17 protein-coding genes and 1 other RNA gene are annotated in these 20,109 nt (G+C 64.7%); 15 read left to right on the forward strand and 3 right to left on the reverse strand.

Annotated elements, in window-relative coordinates; genetic code table 11:
• Window positions 1–52 precede the first annotated feature (52 nt).
• Window positions 53–256 (forward strand): hypothetical protein, encoded by a 204-nt coding sequence (locus tag TQ38_RS07045; protein WP_043975417.1) that lies wholly within the window; start codon window positions 53–55, stop codon window positions 254–256.
• A 45-nt stretch (window positions 257–301) separates the two neighbouring features.
• Here the strand turns inward: TQ38_RS07045 and TQ38_RS07050 are convergent, their stop codons facing one another.
• A complete protein-coding gene (locus tag TQ38_RS07050; RefSeq protein WP_043975416.1) occupies window positions 302–604 on the reverse strand; it encodes a chorismate mutase in 303 nt (100 codons plus the stop codon).
• 108 nt (window positions 605–712) lie between these two features.
• On the opposite strand from TQ38_RS07050, the gene TQ38_RS07055 reads away from it, so the two are divergent.
• Together TQ38_RS07055 and TQ38_RS07060 are read left to right on the forward strand one after the other, a co-directional pair.
• Window positions 713–1,729: a polyprenyl synthetase family protein gene (locus tag TQ38_RS07055; protein WP_043975415.1), complete on the forward strand. Its 1,017-nt coding sequence runs from the start codon at window positions 713–715 to the stop codon at window positions 1,727–1,729.
• Window positions 1,730–1,825: 96 nt separating this feature from the next.
• Complete coding sequence (locus tag TQ38_RS07060; RefSeq protein WP_113941894.1) at window positions 1,826–2,596, forward strand: energy transducer TonB; 771 nt, start codon at window positions 1,826–1,828, stop codon at window positions 2,594–2,596.
• Window positions 2,597–2,619: 23 nt separating this feature from the next.
• Here the strand turns inward: TQ38_RS07060 and TQ38_RS07065 are convergent, their stop codons facing one another.
• Window positions 2,620–4,545, reverse strand: a complete 1,926-nt coding sequence (locus tag TQ38_RS07065) for a bifunctional diguanylate cyclase/phosphodiesterase (protein ID WP_043975414.1) — start codon at window positions 4,543–4,545, stop codon at window positions 2,620–2,622.
• Between the two features lie 178 nt (window positions 4,546–4,723).
• On the opposite strand from TQ38_RS07065, the gene hrpB reads away from it, so the two are divergent.
• From hrpB to TQ38_RS07125, 12 genes are all read left to right on the forward strand, one after another.
• Window positions 4,724–7,177 carry an ATP-dependent helicase HrpB gene (gene hrpB / locus TQ38_RS07070; RefSeq protein ID WP_043975413.1) on the forward strand — a complete coding sequence of 818 codons (2,454 nt, stop codon included), beginning with the start codon at window positions 4,724–4,726 and terminating at the stop codon, window positions 7,175–7,177.
• A gap of 45 nt (window positions 7,178–7,222) precedes the next feature.
• Entirely contained in the window at window positions 7,223–7,501 is a 279-nt protein-coding gene (locus TQ38_RS07075) for an ETC complex I subunit (protein WP_043975412.1), read from the forward strand.
• A 69-nt stretch (window positions 7,502–7,570) separates the two neighbouring features.
• An RNA gene (gene ffs / locus TQ38_RS07080) (signal recognition particle sRNA small type) lies at window positions 7,571–7,665 on the forward strand.
• Between the two features lie 141 nt (window positions 7,666–7,806).
• On the forward strand, window positions 7,807–9,756 hold the full coding sequence (locus TQ38_RS07085) for a DNA polymerase III subunit gamma/tau (RefSeq protein WP_043975411.1): 1,950 nt from the start codon (window positions 7,807–7,809) through the stop codon (window positions 9,754–9,756).
• 1 nt (window position 9,757) lies between these two features.
• A complete protein-coding gene (locus TQ38_RS07090; protein WP_043975410.1) occupies window positions 9,758–10,093 on the forward strand; it encodes a YbaB/EbfC family nucleoid-associated protein in 336 nt (111 codons plus the stop codon).
• Between the two features lie 287 nt (window positions 10,094–10,380).
• Window positions 10,381–12,792 (forward strand): endopeptidase La, encoded by a 2,412-nt coding sequence (gene lon / locus TQ38_RS07095; RefSeq protein WP_043975409.1) that lies wholly within the window; start codon window positions 10,381–10,383, stop codon window positions 12,790–12,792.
• A gap of 222 nt (window positions 12,793–13,014) precedes the next feature.
• Window positions 13,015–14,376 carry a DUF418 domain-containing protein gene (locus tag TQ38_RS07100; protein WP_043975408.1) on the forward strand — a complete coding sequence of 454 codons (1,362 nt, stop codon included), beginning with the start codon at window positions 13,015–13,017 and terminating at the stop codon, window positions 14,374–14,376.
• A gap of 103 nt (window positions 14,377–14,479) precedes the next feature.
• Window positions 14,480–15,505: an aspartate-semialdehyde dehydrogenase gene (locus TQ38_RS07105; protein ID WP_043975407.1), complete on the forward strand. Its 1,026-nt coding sequence runs from the start codon at window positions 14,480–14,482 to the stop codon at window positions 15,503–15,505.
• A 76-nt stretch (window positions 15,506–15,581) separates the two neighbouring features.
• The gene (locus TQ38_RS07110) at window positions 15,582–16,121 is read left to right on the forward strand and encodes a DUF1993 domain-containing protein (protein WP_043975406.1); all 540 of its coding nucleotides are present in this window, start codon (window positions 15,582–15,584) and stop codon (window positions 16,119–16,121) included.
• Window positions 16,118–16,561 (forward strand): GFA family protein, encoded by a 444-nt coding sequence (locus TQ38_RS07115; protein WP_043975405.1) that lies wholly within the window; start codon window positions 16,118–16,120, stop codon window positions 16,559–16,561. The genes TQ38_RS07110 and TQ38_RS07115 overlap by 4 nt, the downstream gene beginning before the upstream one ends.
• A gap of 27 nt (window positions 16,562–16,588) precedes the next feature.
• Window positions 16,589–17,347 (forward strand): alpha/beta fold hydrolase, encoded by a 759-nt coding sequence (locus TQ38_RS07120; protein ID WP_043975404.1) that lies wholly within the window; start codon window positions 16,589–16,591, stop codon window positions 17,345–17,347.
• Between the two features lie 186 nt (window positions 17,348–17,533).
• Window positions 17,534–19,378 carry a M2 family metallopeptidase gene (locus tag TQ38_RS07125; RefSeq protein ID WP_043975403.1) on the forward strand — a complete coding sequence of 615 codons (1,845 nt, stop codon included), beginning with the start codon at window positions 17,534–17,536 and terminating at the stop codon, window positions 19,376–19,378.
• Here TQ38_RS07125 and TQ38_RS07130 read toward each other — a convergent pair.
• Complete coding sequence (locus TQ38_RS07130; RefSeq protein ID WP_043975402.1) at window positions 19,329–20,090, reverse strand: sulfotransferase; 762 nt, start codon at window positions 20,088–20,090, stop codon at window positions 19,329–19,331. The genes TQ38_RS07125 and TQ38_RS07130 overlap by 50 nt on opposite strands.
• Window positions 20,091–20,109 lie beyond the last annotated feature (19 nt).

Raw genomic sequence — 20,109 nt, forward strand, 5'->3', positions numbered from 1 at the left:
GGTTCTCGCCGTTCGTGCTCATCTGCCGCGCATTGCACACCCAGGAGTCTTCATGTCCAAGCCTATCAATGTCCCGCTCACCTCCGACGAGATCGAAATGCTGGTCGACGCGCTTGAGGTCGATCTCGAGGGTTACCTCGAATCCGCCAAGGAAGCGCGCGGCAATGGCAACCGCGAGGACGTGAAGACCTTCACCGAAGCAGCGACCCGCATCCAGACGCTGATGGCGCGCCTGCAGGAATTCGTGGCAGAGTGATTTTCTCGGTTCTTCCCCGGGCTCGCTCGGGGAGGAATTGATGCATCAGGCCCCGTTTTTCGCCTGTTGGTGATGGCGGATCACTTCGTCGATGATGAAGCGGATGAACTTCTCGCCGAAGTCGGGGTCGAGATGCGCGTCTTCCGCCAGTGCGCGCAGGCGCGTGATCTGGCGTTCTTCCCGGCCGGGGTCGGAAGCGGGCAGGTCGGTATGAGCCTTGTATTCACCCACGGCCTTGGTGATCCGAAAACGCTCGGCGAGCATGTGGATCAGCGCGGCGTCGATATTGTCGATGCTGGCGCGAAAGCCCGCGAGTACGGGATCGGCGGTGGAGGGTTCCTGGCTCATGGGCCCGCCCGCTAGCACGGCTTCGCCTGCTCTTCCAGTCGCCTCGATCCACCGTTTGATAGCGTTTGCACTTGCGTTGGCGGCTCCTTGCGCGCAATGCGCCGGACAATGAGTGCAGATGTCGTCGCCCTGCGTTCCCGCAGGCCCCAGCCTTCCCTTGCTCCCATGCTGGCGCTCACCGCTGCCGGCATGAATAGCGTCAACGCCGTCATTCTTGACCGCATGCAAAGCGAAATACCGCTGATACCGGCGCTGGCCGGGCACCTGATTTCGGGTGGCGGTAAGCGCATGCGGCCAATGCTGATGGTCGCCGCGGCGGAGCTGTGCGGTTATCAGGGAACCCGCCACCACAAGCTGGCGGCTGCCGTGGAGTTTCTCCACACGGCAACGCTGCTGCACGACGACGTGGTCGACGGGTCGGACATGCGGCGCGGCAAGGCCGCTGCCAACATCGTATTCGGCAATCCCGCGACCGTGCTGGTGGGCGATTTCCTGTTCACCCGCGCCTTCGAACTGATGGTCGAGGACGGCAGCCTCAAGGTCCTCAAGATCTTCTCCAAGGCCAGTTCGATCATCGCCGAGGGTGAGGTCGACCAGTTGACCGCCCAGCGCCGGATCGAGACGAGCGAGGAGCATTACCTCCAGATCATCGGCTCAAAAACCGCTGCCCTGTTTGCCGCCGCCACCCGTATCCCGGCGATCGTCGCGGAAAAGAGCGAGGCCGAGGAAATGGCGCTCGACGCGTTCGGGCGCAATCTGGGCATCGCGTTCCAGCTTGTCGACGATGCGATCGACTACGATTCGGAAAGCAGCGAATCGGGCAAGGACAAGGGCGACGATTTCCGCGAGGGCAAGATGACCCTGCCGGTCATCCTCGCCTATGCGCGCGGCAATGCCGAGGAACGCAAGTTCTGGGAGGACGCCATCGCCGGTTTCCGCACTGAGGACGAAGACCTTGCCCATGCGGTTGAGCTGATCAACCGCCACGGCTGCGTCGAGGCCACCCGCGAACGCGCGCGCCTTTATGCCCAGCGTGCGATCGATGCGATCGCCGGTTTCCCGGCGGGTGAAGCGCGTGCGGCAATGGGCGAAGCGGTCGATTTTGCGGTCTCCCGCCGATACTAGTCCGGTCTGCCGGCCGGGCGCAGGCCCGGCTCCTGCGACAGACTGAAACAATGCTGTAATTGCGACGCGAGCCTGGCTCGCTTAAGGAGGCGCTCCATGCGCTCCGATGCCGATCGGGCAGTCACGGGCTACCAGCCCGGCTCGCCCCGCCAACGCCTGATCTCCATGCTGCTTTCGGCGGCGATAATCGTTATTGCCCTGTTGATTGCGCTCTACCAGACCACGGTGGCGCCGGCGCTGAAGAAGGCGAACAACCCGGTTACCTTCAACGTCGAGGGCGAAGACGCCGACAGCGGCGCCAAGTCGCCTGACAAGGCTAAAACTCCGAAGGCCGAAAAGACCGAGAAGGACCAGCCCAAGCAGACTGAAGTGCGGGTGGAGGCCCCGGTTCCTCCGGTGGAAAAGCCGAAGGAGCCGACTGAAAAGCCGGCGTTCTCGTTCCTCAAGGTGTCCCGTTCGGACATGGCGGCAGCCGATATCGGCGCGATGAAGCGCTCCGGCAACGGCTCTGCCGCGCCCGGCGGCGGCAGCAACGGATCGACTTATGGCCCCGGCGAAGGGCCGGGCGGCGCGGTGCTCTACAATGCCGAATGGTACAAGGAGCCGAGCGATGCGCAGCTTGGCGGCTATCTCAATGCCAGCGGACCGCGTCAGGGCTGGGGCATGATCGCCTGCCAGACGCAGGACCATTACCGCGTCGAAAACTGCCAGATCCTCGGCGAATCGCCGCGCGGTTCCGGCTTTGGCCGCGCCGTGCTCAACGCCGCCTGGCAGTTTCAGGTCCTTCCGCCGCGCATCAACGGCAAGGCGCAGATCGGCACCTGGGTTCGCATCCGCATCGATTACGGCTCGCGCCAGGCGGGCTGATCTTATTTAGGTAAGGGGCTGATCTAGCCTGCCGCTGCCCACATCGAGGCGCCGGGCTGGGCCAACCGCTCCAGCATATCTTCCAGCGGCATTGGCCGGGCGATGAAATATCCCTGCGCCAGCGAGAAGCCTGCGAGGCGTGCGCTGACCAACTGGTTCTCCGTCTCGATCCCCTCGATCACGCATTCCAGCGAAAGCGAGCGGGCAAGATGGCGGATCGCGGTGATCAGCCGCCGCCCGGCCGCTTCATCCAGCCGGACTGCAAAGCTGCGATCGATCTTCACCATGTCGAGCGGCAACTGGTGCAGCGACGACAGGCTGGAATAGCCGGTGCCGAAATCGTCCAGCGCAATGCGCATGCCGGTTTCGCGCAGGCGTTCCAGGGCGGCGCCGGCCTTGTCCATTTCTTCGATCAGCGAGGATTCGGTGATCTCGATCAACATACGCCGGGGATCGCAGCCCGAAGCGTCAAGGCGCGCCAGCAGGGCATCGATCGTGCCGGTGTTGCCGATGTCGTTACCGGAAAGATTGAACGACAGGCGCAGCGGCGCGGGCAGCCGCACCAATGCCTCCATCGCCTTGTCGAACAGCGCCAGAGTGACTTCGCGCGCGCGGCCCAGCCGTTCGCCGGCCGCGATCAGCATTTCCGGCGAAATCTCGCCCAGCCGCGGCGAATGCCAGCGGGCGAGGCATTCTATGCCGATAGGGTCGAGGTCCTCGGTCGCGACGATCGGCTGGAACACCAGCGTCAGTTCGCGTGCAAGGTCGGCGCCCTGAAGCGCGGCGTCGATCGCCTGTTCGGTGCGGATCATCCGCTCCAGCTTGTCCGAGAACAGCACGCATTGCCCGCGCTTGTGGTTCTTGGCGTGATAGAGTGCAAAGTCGGCGCGGTCGTATAGCAGGTCGGCGGTCACGGCGGTGTCGGGATAGACCGACAGACCCGCCGAACATCCGACGGAAACCAGCACGTCGCCGATGCGCGCGGGCTCCCGGATCGCCTTGCACAGTTCGTTGGCGATACGTTCGGCCTGCTGCGGGCCGCCCATCACGATCAGCCCGAATTCGTCGCCGCCAAGCCGTGCGACGATGGCGTCGGCCGGACAGTGGCTCATCATCCGCCCGCCGATCACCTGTAGCAGGCGGTCGCCGTTGGCGTGGCCGTGGGTATCGTTCACCGGCTTGAAGCGGTCGAGGTCGATCAGCCCGACGCTGAATACGTCGCCCTGGCCCGGCCGGGCGAGCAGGCTTTCCAGTGTCGTGAAGAAATAGCGCCGGTTGGGCATGCCCGTCAGCGCGTCGGTCTGCGCAAGCCGGGCATTCTCTTCGCCCAGCGCCTGCGCCTGTTTGCGTTCGCAGTTCAGGTCGCGCTGAGACGTTTCAAGTTCGACGAAGGACCCGTAGGAAGCGCGCAGGATCTTGAGGATGACGACGGCCACCAGCGCGATGTTCCCGGCGATGGCGATCAGCACTTCGGTGCCGTTCCACAGCGAATAGGCCAGGAATGTGCCGAGTACCGAAACGCAGACCACCACGGCGGCGTTGGGCAGGAAGCCAAGGCAGAACACGCAGCCCAGCACCGTCACCGAGATGAAAACCGCGACATGACCATGCTCGTAAGGCCCGCCGTACTGGTCGAGCCAGAGCGCCCAGCCGACGAACGCCATGGCCATGACCCCCGCGACAGCGAGCGTCTTGCGCATCCGACGTTCGACGAGCGCGGGTTCGAGTTCCTCGGGCTTGACGGGCCGTATCCAGATCGCCGTTCGCACTACGCAGGCGGCGAATAAAATCGCAGGGACGGAGTAGACCAGCAGCGCCGGGGCGAGCGCCCGGTGAGTGAACGCCAGAACGGCAGCATTTATCAGCAGCAGCCCATACATCGGCGGTATGTGCTCGCGCAGACGCAGATATTGCGCGACGCTGAGGGGGTAATGACCGGCGCGATGCATAGTATGCAGGTACTGCGTGTAGTTGAAGGAAAGCGGGCGGAGGGTCTGCGATTACGGAACAAGTCTTTAGGAAGAGTGGACGTTCCGCAAAAATGGGTCCGGTTTGGTGCCAAGCCGCCGCTGGCAAGTTTCGTCTCGGCGCTTTCCCATAGCGAGTGCGCGCACTAAGGCTGCGCGGGTGACCACTCTGCCCATCCACGCCGTCCTGCCCGATCTGCTCTCCGCCTTGCGTGACAGGACCGGCGCCGTGCTGATCGCGCCGCCGGGCGCGGGCAAGACCACCGCGCTCGCCCCGGCGCTGCTGGCCGAAAGCTGGTGCACCGGCACCGTGATCCTGCTTTCCCCTCGCCGCGTTGCCGCCCGCGCCGCTGCCGAGCGCATGGCTGAGCAGCTTGGCGAACAGGCCGGCGGCACCATCGGTTACATCACCCGCCTTGATGTAAAGCGCACCGCGCGCACGCGGGTAGTGGTGATGACCGAGGCGATTTTCGTCTCCAGCATACTCTCAGACCCGGAGCTTGCCGGCGTGTCTGCCGTGCTGTTCGACGAGGCGCACGAACGCCATCTCGACAGCGACCTTGGCCTTGCGCTTGCCATCGAAAGCCGCGCTGTGCTGCGCGAGGACCTGCGGATCGTCGTCATGTCCGCCACCATCGACGGCACGCGCTTCGCCCGGCTGCTGGGTGAGGGCACCCCGGTGATAGAGAGCGCGGGCAAGGCCTGGCCGCTGGATTTCCGCTGGCTTGGCCATGCGGCGGAGCGGCGGATCGAGGATGCCATGGCCTCCGCCGTCCTCACCGCGTGGCGCGAGCAGGAGGGCGACGTGCTCGCGTTCCTTCCCGGCGTGCGCGAGATCGAGCGGGTTGCCGAAAGCCTTGCACAGAAACTGCCCTCGGCGCTGGTCCTGCCGCTTCACGGGCAATGCGAGCCGGGCGCACAGCGCGCCGCCATCCGGCGCGATCCCGATGGCCGCCGCCGGATCGTGCTGGCGACCGCCATCGCCGAAACCTCGCTGACGCTGGACGGCGTTTCAGTGGTGGTCGATGCGGGCCTTTCGCGCCGGGCCGAGTTCGACAAGGCGGCGGGCGTCACCCGTCTCGTCACTCACCGCGCCAGCCGCGCCTCGGCCGCGCAGCGTGCAGGCCGTGCGGCGCGGCAGGGGCCGGGCGTCGCCTATCGGTTATGGGAAGAGGCGGCCCACGCAGGGCGGCCCGAGTTCGATCCGCCGGAAATGCTCACCAGCGACCTGACCCCGCTGACGCTGACATTGGCGCAGTGGGGCGCGGGCGACCCTGCAGCGATGGGCTGGCTCGATACGCCGCCCGTGCCTGCGCTCGATGCGGCGCGCAAGGGGCTGGCGGCGCTCGGCGCGCTGGATGGGGAAGGGCGCATCACCGCGTTCGGCCGCAAGGTTGCCAGCCTGCCGATGGACCCGGCGCAGGCCGCGATGATCCTGCGCGCGGGCGAGCATGGCGAGGCCGACATCGCGGCCCGGCTGGCGCTGCTGCTCCAGGAACGCGGCCTTGGCGGGCGCAGCGACGATCTTACGCAGCGCCTCTCGCGCTGGGATGCCGACCGTTCGCCCCGCGCGCAGGCTTCGCGCAAGCTGGCGGCAGGCTGGGCGCGGCGGGCGCAGGCGCTGGTCAGCGGGCCTGCGCAGCCGGATGATGTGCCGCCCGGCGTGCTCCTTGCGCTCGGCCGCCCAGACATGCTTGCCCGCCGCCGTGATGCCTCGGGCGAGACCTGGCTCAGCGCCGGGGGCAGGGGCTATGTGCTCGACCCGGCCTCGCCGCTGGCGTCCCGCGATTGGATGGTGATCGGCGATGCGCAGGGGCAGGCCAAGGGCGCCCGTATCCTTTCCGGCGCCTCGCTGGAGACCTCCGAAGTGGAGGCATGGCTGGGCGACGCCATCGAACGCCGCACGGTGCTGCGCTGGAACGACAGCGATGCCCGCGTGGAGGCGCGGCTCGAACGGCGGCTGGGCGCGATTACCCTCGCCACCGGCCCCGATCCGGCGCCGAATCCGGAGGCGATCCGCGCCTTCCTGATCGAACGTATCCGCCTCAAGGGCCTCGCCATGGTGCCGCTGGGCAAGGGCGCGCAATCGTTCCTGCGCCGCGCGCGCTACGCCGGGGTCGAATCGCTTTCGGATGAGGCATTGCTGGCGGACCTTGAGGAATGGCTTGGCCCGCTCCTGGGCCGCCGTCTCGATGCGGTGGACGGTACGGCGCTGTCGCAGGCCCTTCGCAACCGGCTGACTTGGGACGACCAGCAGGCGCTCGACCGCCTCGCTCCGCCGGAATTTCGCAGTCCCGCCGGTACATCGCACCCCATCGACTACGAGGACGAGGGCGGTCCCTCGGTCGAGGTTCGGGTCCAGGCGTTGTTCGGGCTGGACCGGCATCCGACATTCGGCCAGCCGCCGCTGCCTCTGCTGCTCAAGCTGACATCGCCCCCCGGCCGTCCAATCCAGACCACGCGCGACTTGCCGGGCTTCTGGCGCGGATCGTGGCGCGACGTGCAGCGAGACATGAAAGGTCGCTACCCCCGCCACCGCTGGCCGGACGAGCCGTGGAACGAAGACCCCAGCCTCAAGACCCGCAATGCATTCGAGCGCGGGCGAAATGCGTGATTCGCGCTTGATTTTCGCTGCGATTCGGGGGCAAGGCTTTGGCCCATGAGCGCACGCATCTATCAACGCCCGAAGAACGCCATGCAGTCCGGCAAGGCGCTGCTTGACGAGTGGACCCTCGAATTCGCCCCGGCGGAAGCGAAGAAGCCCGATCCCCTGATGGGCTGGGCCGGTTCGGGCGACATGCAGCAGCAGGTCATCCTGCGCTTCCCCACCGCCGATGAAGCGAAGGCCTACGCCGACCGCTACGGCATCGAAGCGGCCATCCACACCACCCCGCCGCGCCGCCTCAAGATTCAGGCCTACGCCGACAACTTCCGCTGAGATAACAGCCGGTCAGGTTTGTTCGCCTCAAGGGCTGGACAAACCCGACCGTCCCCGGCATATGCCCGCCCGGGAGTCGGGTGGACGTTTTCGTCCGCCAACTTGGTCAGGTCCGGAAGGAAGCAGCCACAACGGATTGCGGCGGGTCGCCCGGCTCCTATTTCACCACATCGATGGCAGCATCAGCTGAATTTTGCGCCCCGCAGCCTTTGCTGCGCGCATTCTTTATCCACACGGCGCGAAGGCTGTGGAGGACGGCGCTTTTCCCCTGACATTCGCTGGCCCAGCCCCTAGTTTGCGCGGCGATGGACGATTCACGCGACATGTTCGGCGATACGCCCCCCTGGGACGACGAAAACGAGAACCAGGACGAACCCGGCGCCGCCGAACTGGAGGCCGCCGGCCAGCAGTCGATGTTCGGCGAGCCGGCGCCTGAGGCCGAAGCAGTCCCCGAAGCGGAAGCCGCTCCCACCATGGCCGAACTGGAAGCGGCAGGGCAGTCTGCCATGTTCGCCGAAGCTGCAGCGCCAGTGCCCGAAGCGAAACCCGAAGCCGCCAAACCTGCGCCGGTCGCCGCGCCCAAGACGCCCGCGCCCGCTCAGGCCGCCGCCGCGCAGCCATACCGGGTGCTAGCGCGCAAATACCGTCCGCAGACTTTCGCCGAACTGATCGGGCAGGAGGCGATGGTCCAGACCCTCGCCAACGCCATCAAGCGCGACCGGCTCGCCCATGCCTTCCTGATGACCGGCGTGCGCGGGGTCGGCAAGACGTCGACCGCGCGCCTTATCGCCAAGGCTCTCAACTGCATCGGCGCTGACGGGCAGGGCGGCCCGACGATCGACCCCTGCGGCAAGTGCGAGCCTTGCGTGGCCATCGCCGAAGGCCGCCACATCGACGTGATCGAAATGGATGCTGCCAGCCACACCGGCGTCGACGATGTGCGCGAAATCATCGAGGCGGTGCGCTATTCCGCCGTTTCGGCGCGCTACAAGATCTACATCATCGACGAAGTCCACATGCTGTCGCGCAATGCTTTCAATGCCTTGCTGAAAACTCTTGAGGAACCGCCGGCGCATGTGAAGTTCCTCTTCGCCACGACCGAGGTCGACAAGCTGCCGGTCACGGTGCTGTCGCGCTGCCAGCGTTTCGACCTGCGCCGTATTCCCGCGCCGATGCTGGCGGGACACTTCGCCTACGTCTGCCGGCAGGAAGGCGTCGAGGCCGAGGACGAGGCGCTCGCCATGGTCGCCGCCGCTGCCGAAGGTTCGGTGCGCGATGGCCTGTCGATCCTCGACCAGGCGATCGCCCATGCCGACCTTGACGGCGCCGATCTTGACGGGGTTGTCCAGGTCAGCGCCGAAAAGGTGCGCGATATGCTGGGCCTCTCGGACAAGAGCGTGCAGCGCGGGCTGGTCTCCGCGATCCTCGAAGGTAAGGGGCCTGACCTGCTCGACATCGTCGCGCGCCAGTTCTCGCTGGGTGTCGAGCCGATCGCGATCATGCGCGGGTTGATGGACCTGATCCACCGCATTGCGGTGGCGCAGGTCGCCGGTAATGCCGCCGACGCCCATTCCACCGAGGAGCGCGAGGCGATCGAGGGATGGGCCCAGCGCCTGCGCGCCGGTCAACTCCATCGCTTGTGGCAACTGCTGCTCAAGGGCCATGACGAAGTGAAATCCGCGCCAGATCCGCTGGTCGCGGCGCAGATGGCCCTACTGCGTATCATGCATGCCGCCGACATGCCCGATCCCGGCGCTCTGGTGCGCAAGCTGGAGGAGATCGCCGCGCGCGCTCCCGCAGCTGCACCTGCGCTGGAGGGCGGCGCGCCTGCGCCCGGCGCACCTGCCGCCTCTGCTCCGGCGGCGATCATGCCGCGCTGGGAGGCGCTGGTCGATGACGTCGAGCATATCGGCGAGCTGTCCACCGCCAATACCATGCGCATGCAGGTGCGCGTGGTCGAACTGGCGCCGGGCCTGCTGCGCTACACCCAGCCGCCCGCATTCAAGGAAGATATCGCCTCCATCCTGCGCGGCGGCCTGCAGGCTGCCACCGGTGAGCGTTGGCAGGTCGAGCGGGTGGACGCGGATGGCGCGCCCACCCTGGTGGAAATTGCCGAAGTGAAGAAGGGCGCGGATGCCGAGGCCCTGCGCGCTGCGCCGCTGGTCGAGGCGACCATGGCCGCCTTTCCGGGCGCCGAATTGATTGAAGACGACCGTCCGGCCGCCATCGGCGGCGGGCGCAATTGGAGACGCTGAAATGAAGTCGATGGAAGAGATGATCCAGGCCGCGCAAGCTGCCGCCGAGACCATCCAGAAGCAGATGAACGAGGCCCAGGGCAAGCTCGACCAGATGGAGGTCGAAGGACTTTCCGGCGGCGGTCTGGTCAAGATCCGCTGCTCGGCCAAGGGCCGCGTTATCGGCGTGGGAATCGACGACAGCCTGATGCAGCTCAGCGAAAAGGGCATGCTCGAAGACCTGATCGCAGCTGCCTACAACGATGCTCGCGTCAAGGCGGACTCGGTTGCTAACGAGGAACTCGCCAAGGCGCAGTCGGGCATGGGCCTGCCGCCGGGCTTCAAGATGCCGTTCTGAGGCTTAGGCTACGATAGGGGCGGAGCGAGGGCGGTTTGATCCGCCCCGCTCACCCTCGGATTTCCCGGAAAACCAGTTCTACCTCGAAAACCGTGCCAACTTCCCCCGGACGTCACCGTAACGGATCAGCCCCTGGATGCCCGGGAGTGATCCGGCCCGTATCAAGAAGGGGCAGAGCGGGGCTTTGCACAGTCTTTAACCCGCAAAAGATTGCATGGTGGCGTAAACACCCCATATCCTGAGCAAGAGCCGGGGCGCGCCGACAGGTCAAGCCCCGCGCGTGATGAATGGATACTGCCTTGAACCTGCTTCCGCTTCTGCCTTTGCGTGACATCGTCGTCTTTCCGGGCATGGTCGTGCCTCTTTTCGTCGGCCGTGAGAAATCCGTAGCCGCGCTTGAGGCGGCAATGGCCGGAAACAAGGATATTTTCCTTCTGGCCCAGCTGGATCCCGGCTGTGACGATCCCGACCGGGATGACCTTTACGACACCGGCGTGGTCGCCAGCGTCCTGCAGCTCCTGAAGCTGCCGGATGGTACTGTGCGTGTGCTGGTCGAAGGTCAGGACCGCGCCCGCCTCGAATCGCTGCGCACCGAGCAGACCGAAGAAGGCGAGATGCTGGTAGCCGGCGTCGAGATGATCGACCCGATCGCGGCTGACGGCACCGAAACCGAAGCGATGATGCGCACGGTCGTCGACCAGTTCGGCGAATATGCCAAGCTCAACAAGAAGCTCAGCCAGGACGCCGGCGAACAGCTGGGCGACATCGAGGATGCGGCCAAGCTGGCCGACACCGTCGCCGCGCAGCTTTCCGCCAAGGTATCCGACAAGCAGGCCGTTCTGTCCGAGCCCGATCCGCTCAAGCGTCTTGAGATGGTCTATTCCTTCATGGAAGGCGAACTCGGCGTCCTGCAGGTAGAGCGCAAGATCCGTGGCCGCGTTAAGCGCCAGATGGAAAAGACCCAGCGCGAGTATTACCTCAACGAACAGCTCAAGGCCATCCAGTCCGAGCTGGGCGGCGGTGAAGGCGATGAGGGTAACGAGCTGCAGGAACTCGCGGAGCGCATCGAAAAGACGCGCTTGTCCAGGGAAGCCAAGGAAAAGGCCGTTGGCGAGCTGAAGAAGCTGCGCTCGATGCAGCCGATGAGCGCCGAGGCGACCGTCATCCGCAACTACCTCGACGTCCTGCTCGGCCTGCCTTGGGGCAAGAAGAGCAAGCTCAAGCGCGATATCTCCACCGCGCAGGACATTCTCGACGCCGATCACTACGCGCTCGACAAGGTCAAGGACCGTATCATCGAGTATCTCGCGGTTCAGGCACGCACCAATAAGCTGAAGGGGCCGATCCTGTGCCTCGTCGGGCCGCCGGGCGTGGGCAAGACCTCGCTGGGCAAGTCGATCGCCAAGGCGACCGGGCGCGAATTCATCCGCCAGTCGCTGGGCGGCGTGCGCGACGAGGCCGAGATTCGTGGCCATCGCCGCACTTACATCGGCTCGCTGCCGGGCAAAATCGTGACCAACCTGCGCAAGGCCGGCAAGTCCAACCCGCTGTTCCTGCTCGACGAGATCGACAAGCTGGGCCAGGATTTCCGCGGCGATCCGGCGTCCGCTTTGCTCGAGGTGCTCGATCCCGAACAGAACGCGAAGTTCCAGGATCATTATCTGGAACTCGACATCGACCTGTCGGACGTGATGTTCGTGTGCACCGCGAACAGCCTGAACCTGCCGCAGCCGCTGCTCGACCGTATGGAGATCATCCGTCTCGAAGGATATACCGAGGACGAGAAGGTCGAGATCGCCGAGCGTCACCTGATCGAAAAGCAGGTGGAAGCGCATGGCCTGAAGAAGGGTGAGTTCACGCTGACCCAGGACGGCCTGCGCGACCTGATCCGCTATTACACCCGCGAAGCCGGCGTGCGCACGCTGGAGCGTGAAATCGCCCGGCTGGCGCGAAAGTCGCTACGCCAGATTCTCGAAGGCAAAGCCACCTCAGTCGTCATCACCGCCGAAAACCTTCACGACTTTGCCGGTGTCCAGAAATACCGCCATGGCATGGGCGAGGAAGAGCATCAGGTCGGTGCGGTGACGGGTCTCGCCTGGACCGAAGTCGGCGGTGAACTGCTCACGATCGAAAGCGTAACGGTGCCTGGCAAGGGCCAGATCAAGGCGACCGGCAAGCTGGGCGACGTGATGAGCGAGTCGATCCAGGCCGCCTTCAGCTTCGTGAAGGCGCGCTCGCCTGCTTATGGCATCAAGCCGTCAGTGATCCAGAAGAAGGACATCCACATTCACCTTCCCGAAGGTGCGGTGCCCAAGGATGGCCCTTCGGCAGGTGTCGGCATGGTCACCTCGATCGTCTCGACCTTGACCGGCGTTCCGGTGCGCAAGGACGTTGCGATGACCGGCGAAGTCACTCTGCGCGGCCGTGTGCTGCCGATCGGCGGCCTCAAGGAAAAGCTGCTTGCGGCGCTTCGCGGGGGTATCACCACGGTGCTGATCCCTGAAGAAAACCGCAAGGATCTCGCCGAAATCCCCGATAACGTGAAGGAGGGGTTGGATATCATCCCCGTCGCTCACGTCGATGAGGTGCTGGCCAGGGCTCTCACAGAACCGCTCACCGCGATCGAATGGACCGAGGCTGACGAACTGGCCGCCGCACCGGCGCCGCATGCCGCGTCGACGAGTGCCACCGCGCACTGAGGCGCTGCCGGAACAACCGGGAATTGAGGAAGGGCGCTGGGTAATCCGGCGCCCTTTGTCGTTTTGAGAATAGTACATTGAATGGAAAGAATAAAATTCCCGCAATTTTATTGTAAGGGATTTTATTGCCTGAACTATTTTTCACTTCTTGGCTATTTCAACCAAATTGACGACTTTCGCGGCGTGAAGTAATCTTCGTCCAACAACTTGCGGGGGCGGCAGATGGCGGGCGAAGCGGTGGAACTCGGCCCGGTTCGCGGGCGGGCGCGGATCGATGTTCTCGATGTGATGCGCGGGATCGCGATCCTGGGCATCCTGTACATGAATATCCCTTACATGGGCACGAACGTGGTTTCATGGATGGCTGACATCCGCCGCCTGTCTTGGTCGGCGGCGGATCAAGCAACCTGGGCGACCATCGCGATCATCTGGGACGGCACCCAGCGCGGCCTGTTCGAATTCCTGTTCGGTGCCGGGGTGATGGTGTTCACCGCCAAGGCCATGCGCCCCGATGACCCGGTCGCGGTGGCGGACCTTTATTATCGCCGCAACCTTCTGCTTGTTGCTTTTGGACTGATCGACATCTTTATAGTCGCCTGGATCGGCGACATCCTGCTGGCCTACGGGCTTTCCGCGCTGTTCCTGTTCCCCTTCCGCAAGGCGCCGTCCAAGGCGCTGCTGGCGATGGGTATGGGCTTCGCCGCCTTCGTCGCCATCAGCGGCGCGATCGAGTACAACGAGCGGACCACGACGATCCACAAGGTCGCGGCGCTTGAGGCGACGCAGGCGCAGGGCGCCAAGCTGAACGATGCGGACAAAAAGACCCTGTCCGACTGGCAGGAAAAGCGCGACGCCCACGATCTTTCCAAGCCGCCGAGCAAGAAGACGCAGGCCATGATCGACGCCGAACGCAAGGCGCATGTCGCGGGGCCCTGGGTCTTCCTCAAGAACAACTGGGGCGTGTGGAACAAGGTGTTCGGCGATGGCAATGGCACTTTCTTCACGGTGCTGGAGGCGGTTTGCGCGATGTTCATCGGCATGGCGCTGTGGAAGTGGGGTGTGATCCAGGGGGAGCGTTCGACGCGCTTCTACGCTGTGACCGCGATTGTTGCCTACGCGGTGGGTTGCGGACTGCGTGGATGGGGTGTGGCAGAAACATTCCGCTTCGACCTGGCACCCAAGGCGGGCTGGATCACCGAAGAATTCGCGCGCCTGGCGGTAACGTTGGGCCATGTCGCACTTTTCAACCTGGCGATGAGGACGGGCGCGGGCCGGTCGCTGCTGGCGCCGTTCAAGGCGGTTGGGCGGATGGCTTTCTCGATCTACGTGTTGACCAGTGTGGTGACGCTCTGGTTCATTTTTGCGCCTTGGGGGCTGGATCTGTGGGACAGGTTCGGCTGGGCCCAGCTTGCCGCTGCGGCGAGCGTGATCAACGTGTTCATGCTGGTGTTCGCCAACCTCTGGATGCGCTTCTACGTCAGCGGGCCGCTGGAATGGGTGTGGCGTTCGCTGGTTTATGGCAAGCGTCAGCCGTTCGTGCGCCGCCTGGTCAAACCGTCCGTGGGCACGCTCGCCCCGGCCTGAACGGATGGACGATGCTGGGGCGGCGCTTGCCCTGCGCGTAGTCTGGCTGTAACCCGCCGCCTTCATACAGGCGCCGTTCGCGCGCTGCTGGAAGGATATTGCCATGGGTTACCGGGTTGTCGTCGTCGGCGCGACGGGGAATGTCGGGCGCGAAATCGTCAACATCCTGGCCGAGCGCGAATTCCCCGCAGACGAGATTGCCGTACTGGCATCGTCGCGTTCTACCGGGTCAGAGATCGAATACGGTGACACCGGCCGCATGCTCAAGGTCAAGAACCTCGAGCATTTCGATTTTACTGGCTGGGACATGGCGCTGTTTGCCGCCGGATCGGAAGCGACCAAGGTCTATGCGCCCAAGGCTGCATCGCAGGGCTGCGTGGTGATCGACAACTCTTCGCTCTACCGTATGGACCCCGACGTGCCGCTCGTGGTGCCCGAGGTGAACCCCGACGCGATCGCCGGCTACAAGGCCCGCAACATCATCGCCAACCCCAACTGCTCCACCGCGCAGATGGTCGTGGCGCTCAAGCCGCTGCATGACAAGGCGAAGATCAAGCGCGTCGTCGTCTCGACCTACCAGTCGGTTTCCGGCGCGGGCAAATCGGGCATGGACGAACTGTTCGAGCAGAGCCGCGCGATCTTCGTGGGCGACTCGGTCGAGCCGCGCAAGTTCACCAAGCAGATCGCCTTCAACGTGATCCCGCACATCGACGTCTTCCTGGACGACGGCTCCACCAAGGAAGAGTGGAAGATGGTGGTCGAAACCAAGAAGATCCTCGACCCCAAGATCAAGGTGCAGGCAACCTGTGTGCGTGTGCCGGTCTTCGTGGGCCACTCAGAATCGCTCAACATCGAGTTCGAGGAAGAGATTTCCGCCACCGAAGCGCAGGATATCCTGCGCGAGGCGCCGGGCGTGATGCTCGTCGACAAGCGTGAGGACGGCGGATACGTAACCCCGGTTGAGGCTGTGGGCGACGGGGCCACCTATATCAGCCGCGTGCGCGAGGACTCCACGGTGGAGAACGGGCTGGCGCTGTGGTGCGTCTCGGACAACCTGCGCAAGGGAGCGGCGCTGAACGCGGTGCAGATCGCAGAACTTCTGGGCCGCCGTCACCTCAAGAAGGGCTGAGTTTTCGCGCACCGTCCGGTTGAAAAGCTGGTCCGGTGCGCGCACCTAAGCCTCTCGGGATTCATGGGAGGATTAGGTGGACGCAGTTGAAACGAAGAAGGCGCTGGCGTTGCTCGCCAGCCGCCTCACGACGCTGTCGGGCATTCTGGACAAGGCCGAAAGCGCGGCCGGCTCAGAGAGCCTCGACGATCTGGCTGCCGCGCGTCTGGCCGAGGACATGCACCCGCTGGCATGGCAGGTCTCGGCGGTCTGTACCCAGGCGCAGCAGTTTCTGGACTGGTGCCACGGCGGCGAGCAGCCCAACGTGGTCGGCCCGATTGAGGGATGGAGTGCGGCGCGCGGCGTCCTTGCCGATACGCTTGCCAAGATCAGTGCCGCCGAGGCCGAGGGGATCGTGGCGCCGGCCGAAAAGCGCATCACCATCGCGCAGATGGGCGTTTACGTGGACCTGACGGCGCAGCGCTATCTCGACGACTGGATCCTGCCGAACCTCTACTTCCATCTCAGCATCGCCTACGCGGTCCTTCGCATGAAGGGCGCGCCGCTGGGCAAGGCCGAATTCATGCAGCACATTGTGGGAGACCTCCGGCCCATCCCGGCGGAAGCGCGTGCATGATCCACAGCATGAAGGGCGGCTGTCAGTGCGGCCGCATCCGCTATACCGCGCAGGTCGACCCGGAAAAGGCGTACCTGTGCCATTGCAAAATGTGCCGCAAGGCGACGGGCGGCGTGTCCATCGCTTTTGCCAATGCGCCGCACGACAAGGTGATCTGGCACACCGAGCCGGACTGGTATCAGTCCTCGCCGATCGCGCATCGCCCGTTCTGCTCCCATTGCGGCACGCCACTGGGCTTTGCGTTCCTGGAGGGCGGCAATCTGGACCTGACCGTGGGCAGCTTCGACGATCCTTCGCCTTTTCGCCCCAGCCAGAACTATGCGACCGAAAGCATGTTGACCGCCTGGGCGGACGTGCGGCACTTGCCCGGCACCGCCAGCGCGGACAATCCCAACGTGGTGAAACGATGGCAGGCCGCGGGGCTGGACCTTCCCGATTGACCACCCTGATTTTGAGTGAGTTTGCCAGTGGCTGATGTGAAGACCGAATTCGTCGAAGGTTTCGGCGGCGCGAAGCTGGCGGTTCACTCGCTGGGAGACTCTGGCGGGCGGCCGTTGTTGCTGCTTCACGGGCTGTTCTCCAGCGCCGAGGTGAACTGGATCAAGTTCGGCAATGCTCGAATCCTTGCCGACGCCGGGTTCGAAGTCTTCATGCCGGACCTGCGCGCCCATGGGCAGAGTGATGGGCCGCACGATCCGGCTGCCTATCCCGCCGACGTGCTGGTGCAGGACCTGCAAGCCGTGGTCACCGCGCTGTCCTTGCGCGATTACGATCTCGGCGGCTTCTCGCTAGGTTCGCGCACGGCGGTACGGGGCGTGCTGGCGGGGCTTGCGCCGCGCAAGCTGGTGCTGGGCGGTATGGGCCTTACCGGGCTGTCCGGCTGGGCGCGGCGCAGCGCGCATTTCGTGGACGCCATCGACCGCTTCGGCACCATCGAGCGCGGCGACAAGGCGTTCGTCGCGCAGGCCTTCATGAAGACGATGAAGATCGACCGGGTGGCCGCGCGGCTGTTGCTGGGTTCCGTGGACGATACGTCTGCCGATGCCATCAGGCAGGTGACGATGCCGACGCTATGCGTCTGCGGCGCCGAGGATCACGACAACGGTTCGGCGCAGGAACTGGCCGCAGCGCTGCCGCATGGGATTTATGCGGAAACGCCGGGCAACCACATGTCGTCGGTGACTTTCAAGGACATGGGCCGCGCGATCGCAGAGTTCCTGGGGTGAAGTTTCAGGGCCGCGCTGCGCTCCACTCATTCTGAACTGGCCGGATCGCTCGTCTGGGGCAGCTGACAAATCAGGGGGCATGCAACCTCGGTCACACCAGTGGAAATCCGCCGGCCGATGTTGATCTGCGGCCATTGCAGGCTAGTCTCCGGCTCATTCAAAGGTTCAGAGAGGTTCCCCCCCCCCATGAAGTTCGCTTCCACCGCGCTGGCAGCGCTTGCCGCCAGCCTGTCGTTCGCCGCCGCGCCGGCGCTAGCCCAAGGGGCGGCGCAGGAAACGCCGGCCTATCCGATGACCGCCGAGGGCGCCTCCAGGTTCGTCGCCGATGCGGAAAAGGATTTGTTCGACTTCTCGCTCGACAACAATCGCACCAACTGGGTCAACTATACCAACATCACCGAGGATACCGACGCGCTGGCCGCAAAGTCGAATGGTGAGCTGACCGAAAAGCAAGTGAAGTACGCGGTCGAGGCGGCGAAGTTCGCGAAGGTTTCCGGCTTAGACGCGGACGTCTCGCGCAAGCTGGGTATCCTGCGCCAGGGCATCGTCCTGCCCGCGCCGACCACGCAGGGCGCGGCTGCGCAACTCAGCGAGATCACCACGCGCATGACCTCCACTTATGGCAAGGGCAAGGGCACGCTGGACGGCAAGCCGATCAACGGTTCCGACATCGAGGAGCAGATGGGCAACGCCGAGCGCACGCCCGCGCAGCTGGCCGAGATGTGGACCACTTGGCACGACAACGTCGGCAAGCCGATGAAGGGCGACTACGTCAAGATGGTCGGCATCGCCAATGAAGGCGCGCGCGAGCTTGGCTATGCCGACGTTGGCGCGATGTGGCGCTCGGGCTATGACATGACTCCCGAGCAGTTCGCCGCCGAAACGCAGCGCTTGTGGGAGGAGACCAAGCCGCTCTACCTCGCGCTGCATACTTACGTGCGCCGCAAGCTGAACGAGAAGTACGGCGACGCCGTGCAGCCGCGCACCGGCCCGATCCGCGCCGACCTGCTGGGCAACATGTGGGCGCAGGAATGGGGTAGCATCTATCCGCAGGTCGCGCCGGCCGGGGCAGGTGACCTTGGCTATGACGTGGGCGACCTGCTGAAAGCGCAGAAGAAGACGCCCGTAGACATGGTGAAGGCGGGCGAGGGTTTCTACTCGTCGCTGGGCTTCGATCCGCTGCCCGATACGTTCTGGACCCGTTCGATGATCGTGAAGCCCGCCGACCGCGAAGTGATCTGCCACGCCTCGGCCTGGGACGTCGACAACAAGGACGACATCCGCATCAAGATGTGCACCAAGGTGAACGCGGAAGACTTCACCACGATCCACCACGAACTGGGCCACAACTACTACCAGCGCGCTTACAACAAGCAGCTGTTCCTCTACCTCAACGGTGCCAATGACGGTTTCCACGAGGCGATCGGCGATTTCGTGGCGCTGTCGATCACCCCGCAGTACCTCGTGCAGATCGGTCTGCTCGACAAGGCGAAGGTGCCCAGCGCCGATAAGGACACCGGTCTGCTGCTGCGCCAGGCGATGGACAAGGTGGCATTCCTGCCCTTCGGCCTGCTGCTCGACCGTTACCGCTGGGGTATCTTCGACGGCACCATCAAGCCTGCCGACTACAACAAGGCATGGACGAAGATGCGCCTCGAATATCAAGGCATCACCCCGCCCTCGGCGCGGCCCGACGATGCCTTCGATGCGGGCGCTAAGTATCACATCCCCGGCAACACGCCCTACACGCGCTATTTCCTGGCGCGCATCCTGCAGTTCCAGTTCTATCAGGCGGCGTGCAAGCAGGCCGGCTGGAAGGGCCCGCTGCACCGCTGTAGCTTCTACGGCAACAAACAGGTCGGCGCGAAGCTGAACACGATGCTGGCAATGGGCCAGTCCAAGCCCTGGCCCGAGGCGCTGAAGGTGTTCACCGGCTCGCCGCAGATGAGCGCCAAGCCGATGCTGGAATACTTTGCGCCGCTCAAGAAGTGGCTCGACGAGCAGAACAAGGGCGAGAAATCCGGCTGGTAGTCAAACAGGCATTGCGCCACAACGCGAAGTCCGCAGCGTAGAAGTCCTTCACGAAGGCCTCCTGGCTCGGACTGAGCGGCGGCGGGGCGGCGCTGCACCCGTTCAGGCGGGGCAGGTCGTCCAGCCGGTCCAGCCCCACGATCTGACCTAGCTGGTCCAGCGCCTCGTACGAGACCAGCCGGTCGATGCGGCAGGCGCCCTCCGCGTCGGTGAGATACCAGCTCTGCGGGCGGAAAATGTGGTCGATGTCGAACGGGCTGCGCGCACAGGCGAGATGGTCGATGGCGTCGTCGATGCCATCGAAAGCACCGTAAAGCGCGGCAAATGGCGGGACGACGCGCCTGTCGCGGGTGCCGCCGCTGCGTGCATAAGCAAAAGCGGAACGAAACCGTGCGATCGGATCGCGCATGATGGCGAAGCTGGGCAGGTCCAGCAGGTCTGGCGCGACCTTGGCGTAGTATTGCACCGTCTCGTGCTTGATCTGCTGGCCGTAGAGCTGCTCGCAAACGGATGTGCCGGCATTCTTGGGCACATGGATGAACAGCATCCCGCTGCTGCGAACGACGGCAATGCGTTCGCGGCGCCGGTCGTTGAGGCGGTAGGGAATATGCGACCGGGCCAGGCGCTCGGGAATATCGCTGACGAGACGGACCCGCAAGGCGGCAGCGATCAGGCGGTTGATATGCGTTTTGGGAGAAGTGGGCTGGTGCATGGCCGCCAGCCTATTGGGG

The organism is Novosphingobium sp. P6W (genome assembly GCF_000876675.2).
In the GTDB taxonomy this organism is placed as follows: Bacteria; Pseudomonadota; Alphaproteobacteria; order Sphingomonadales; family Sphingomonadaceae; genus Novosphingobium.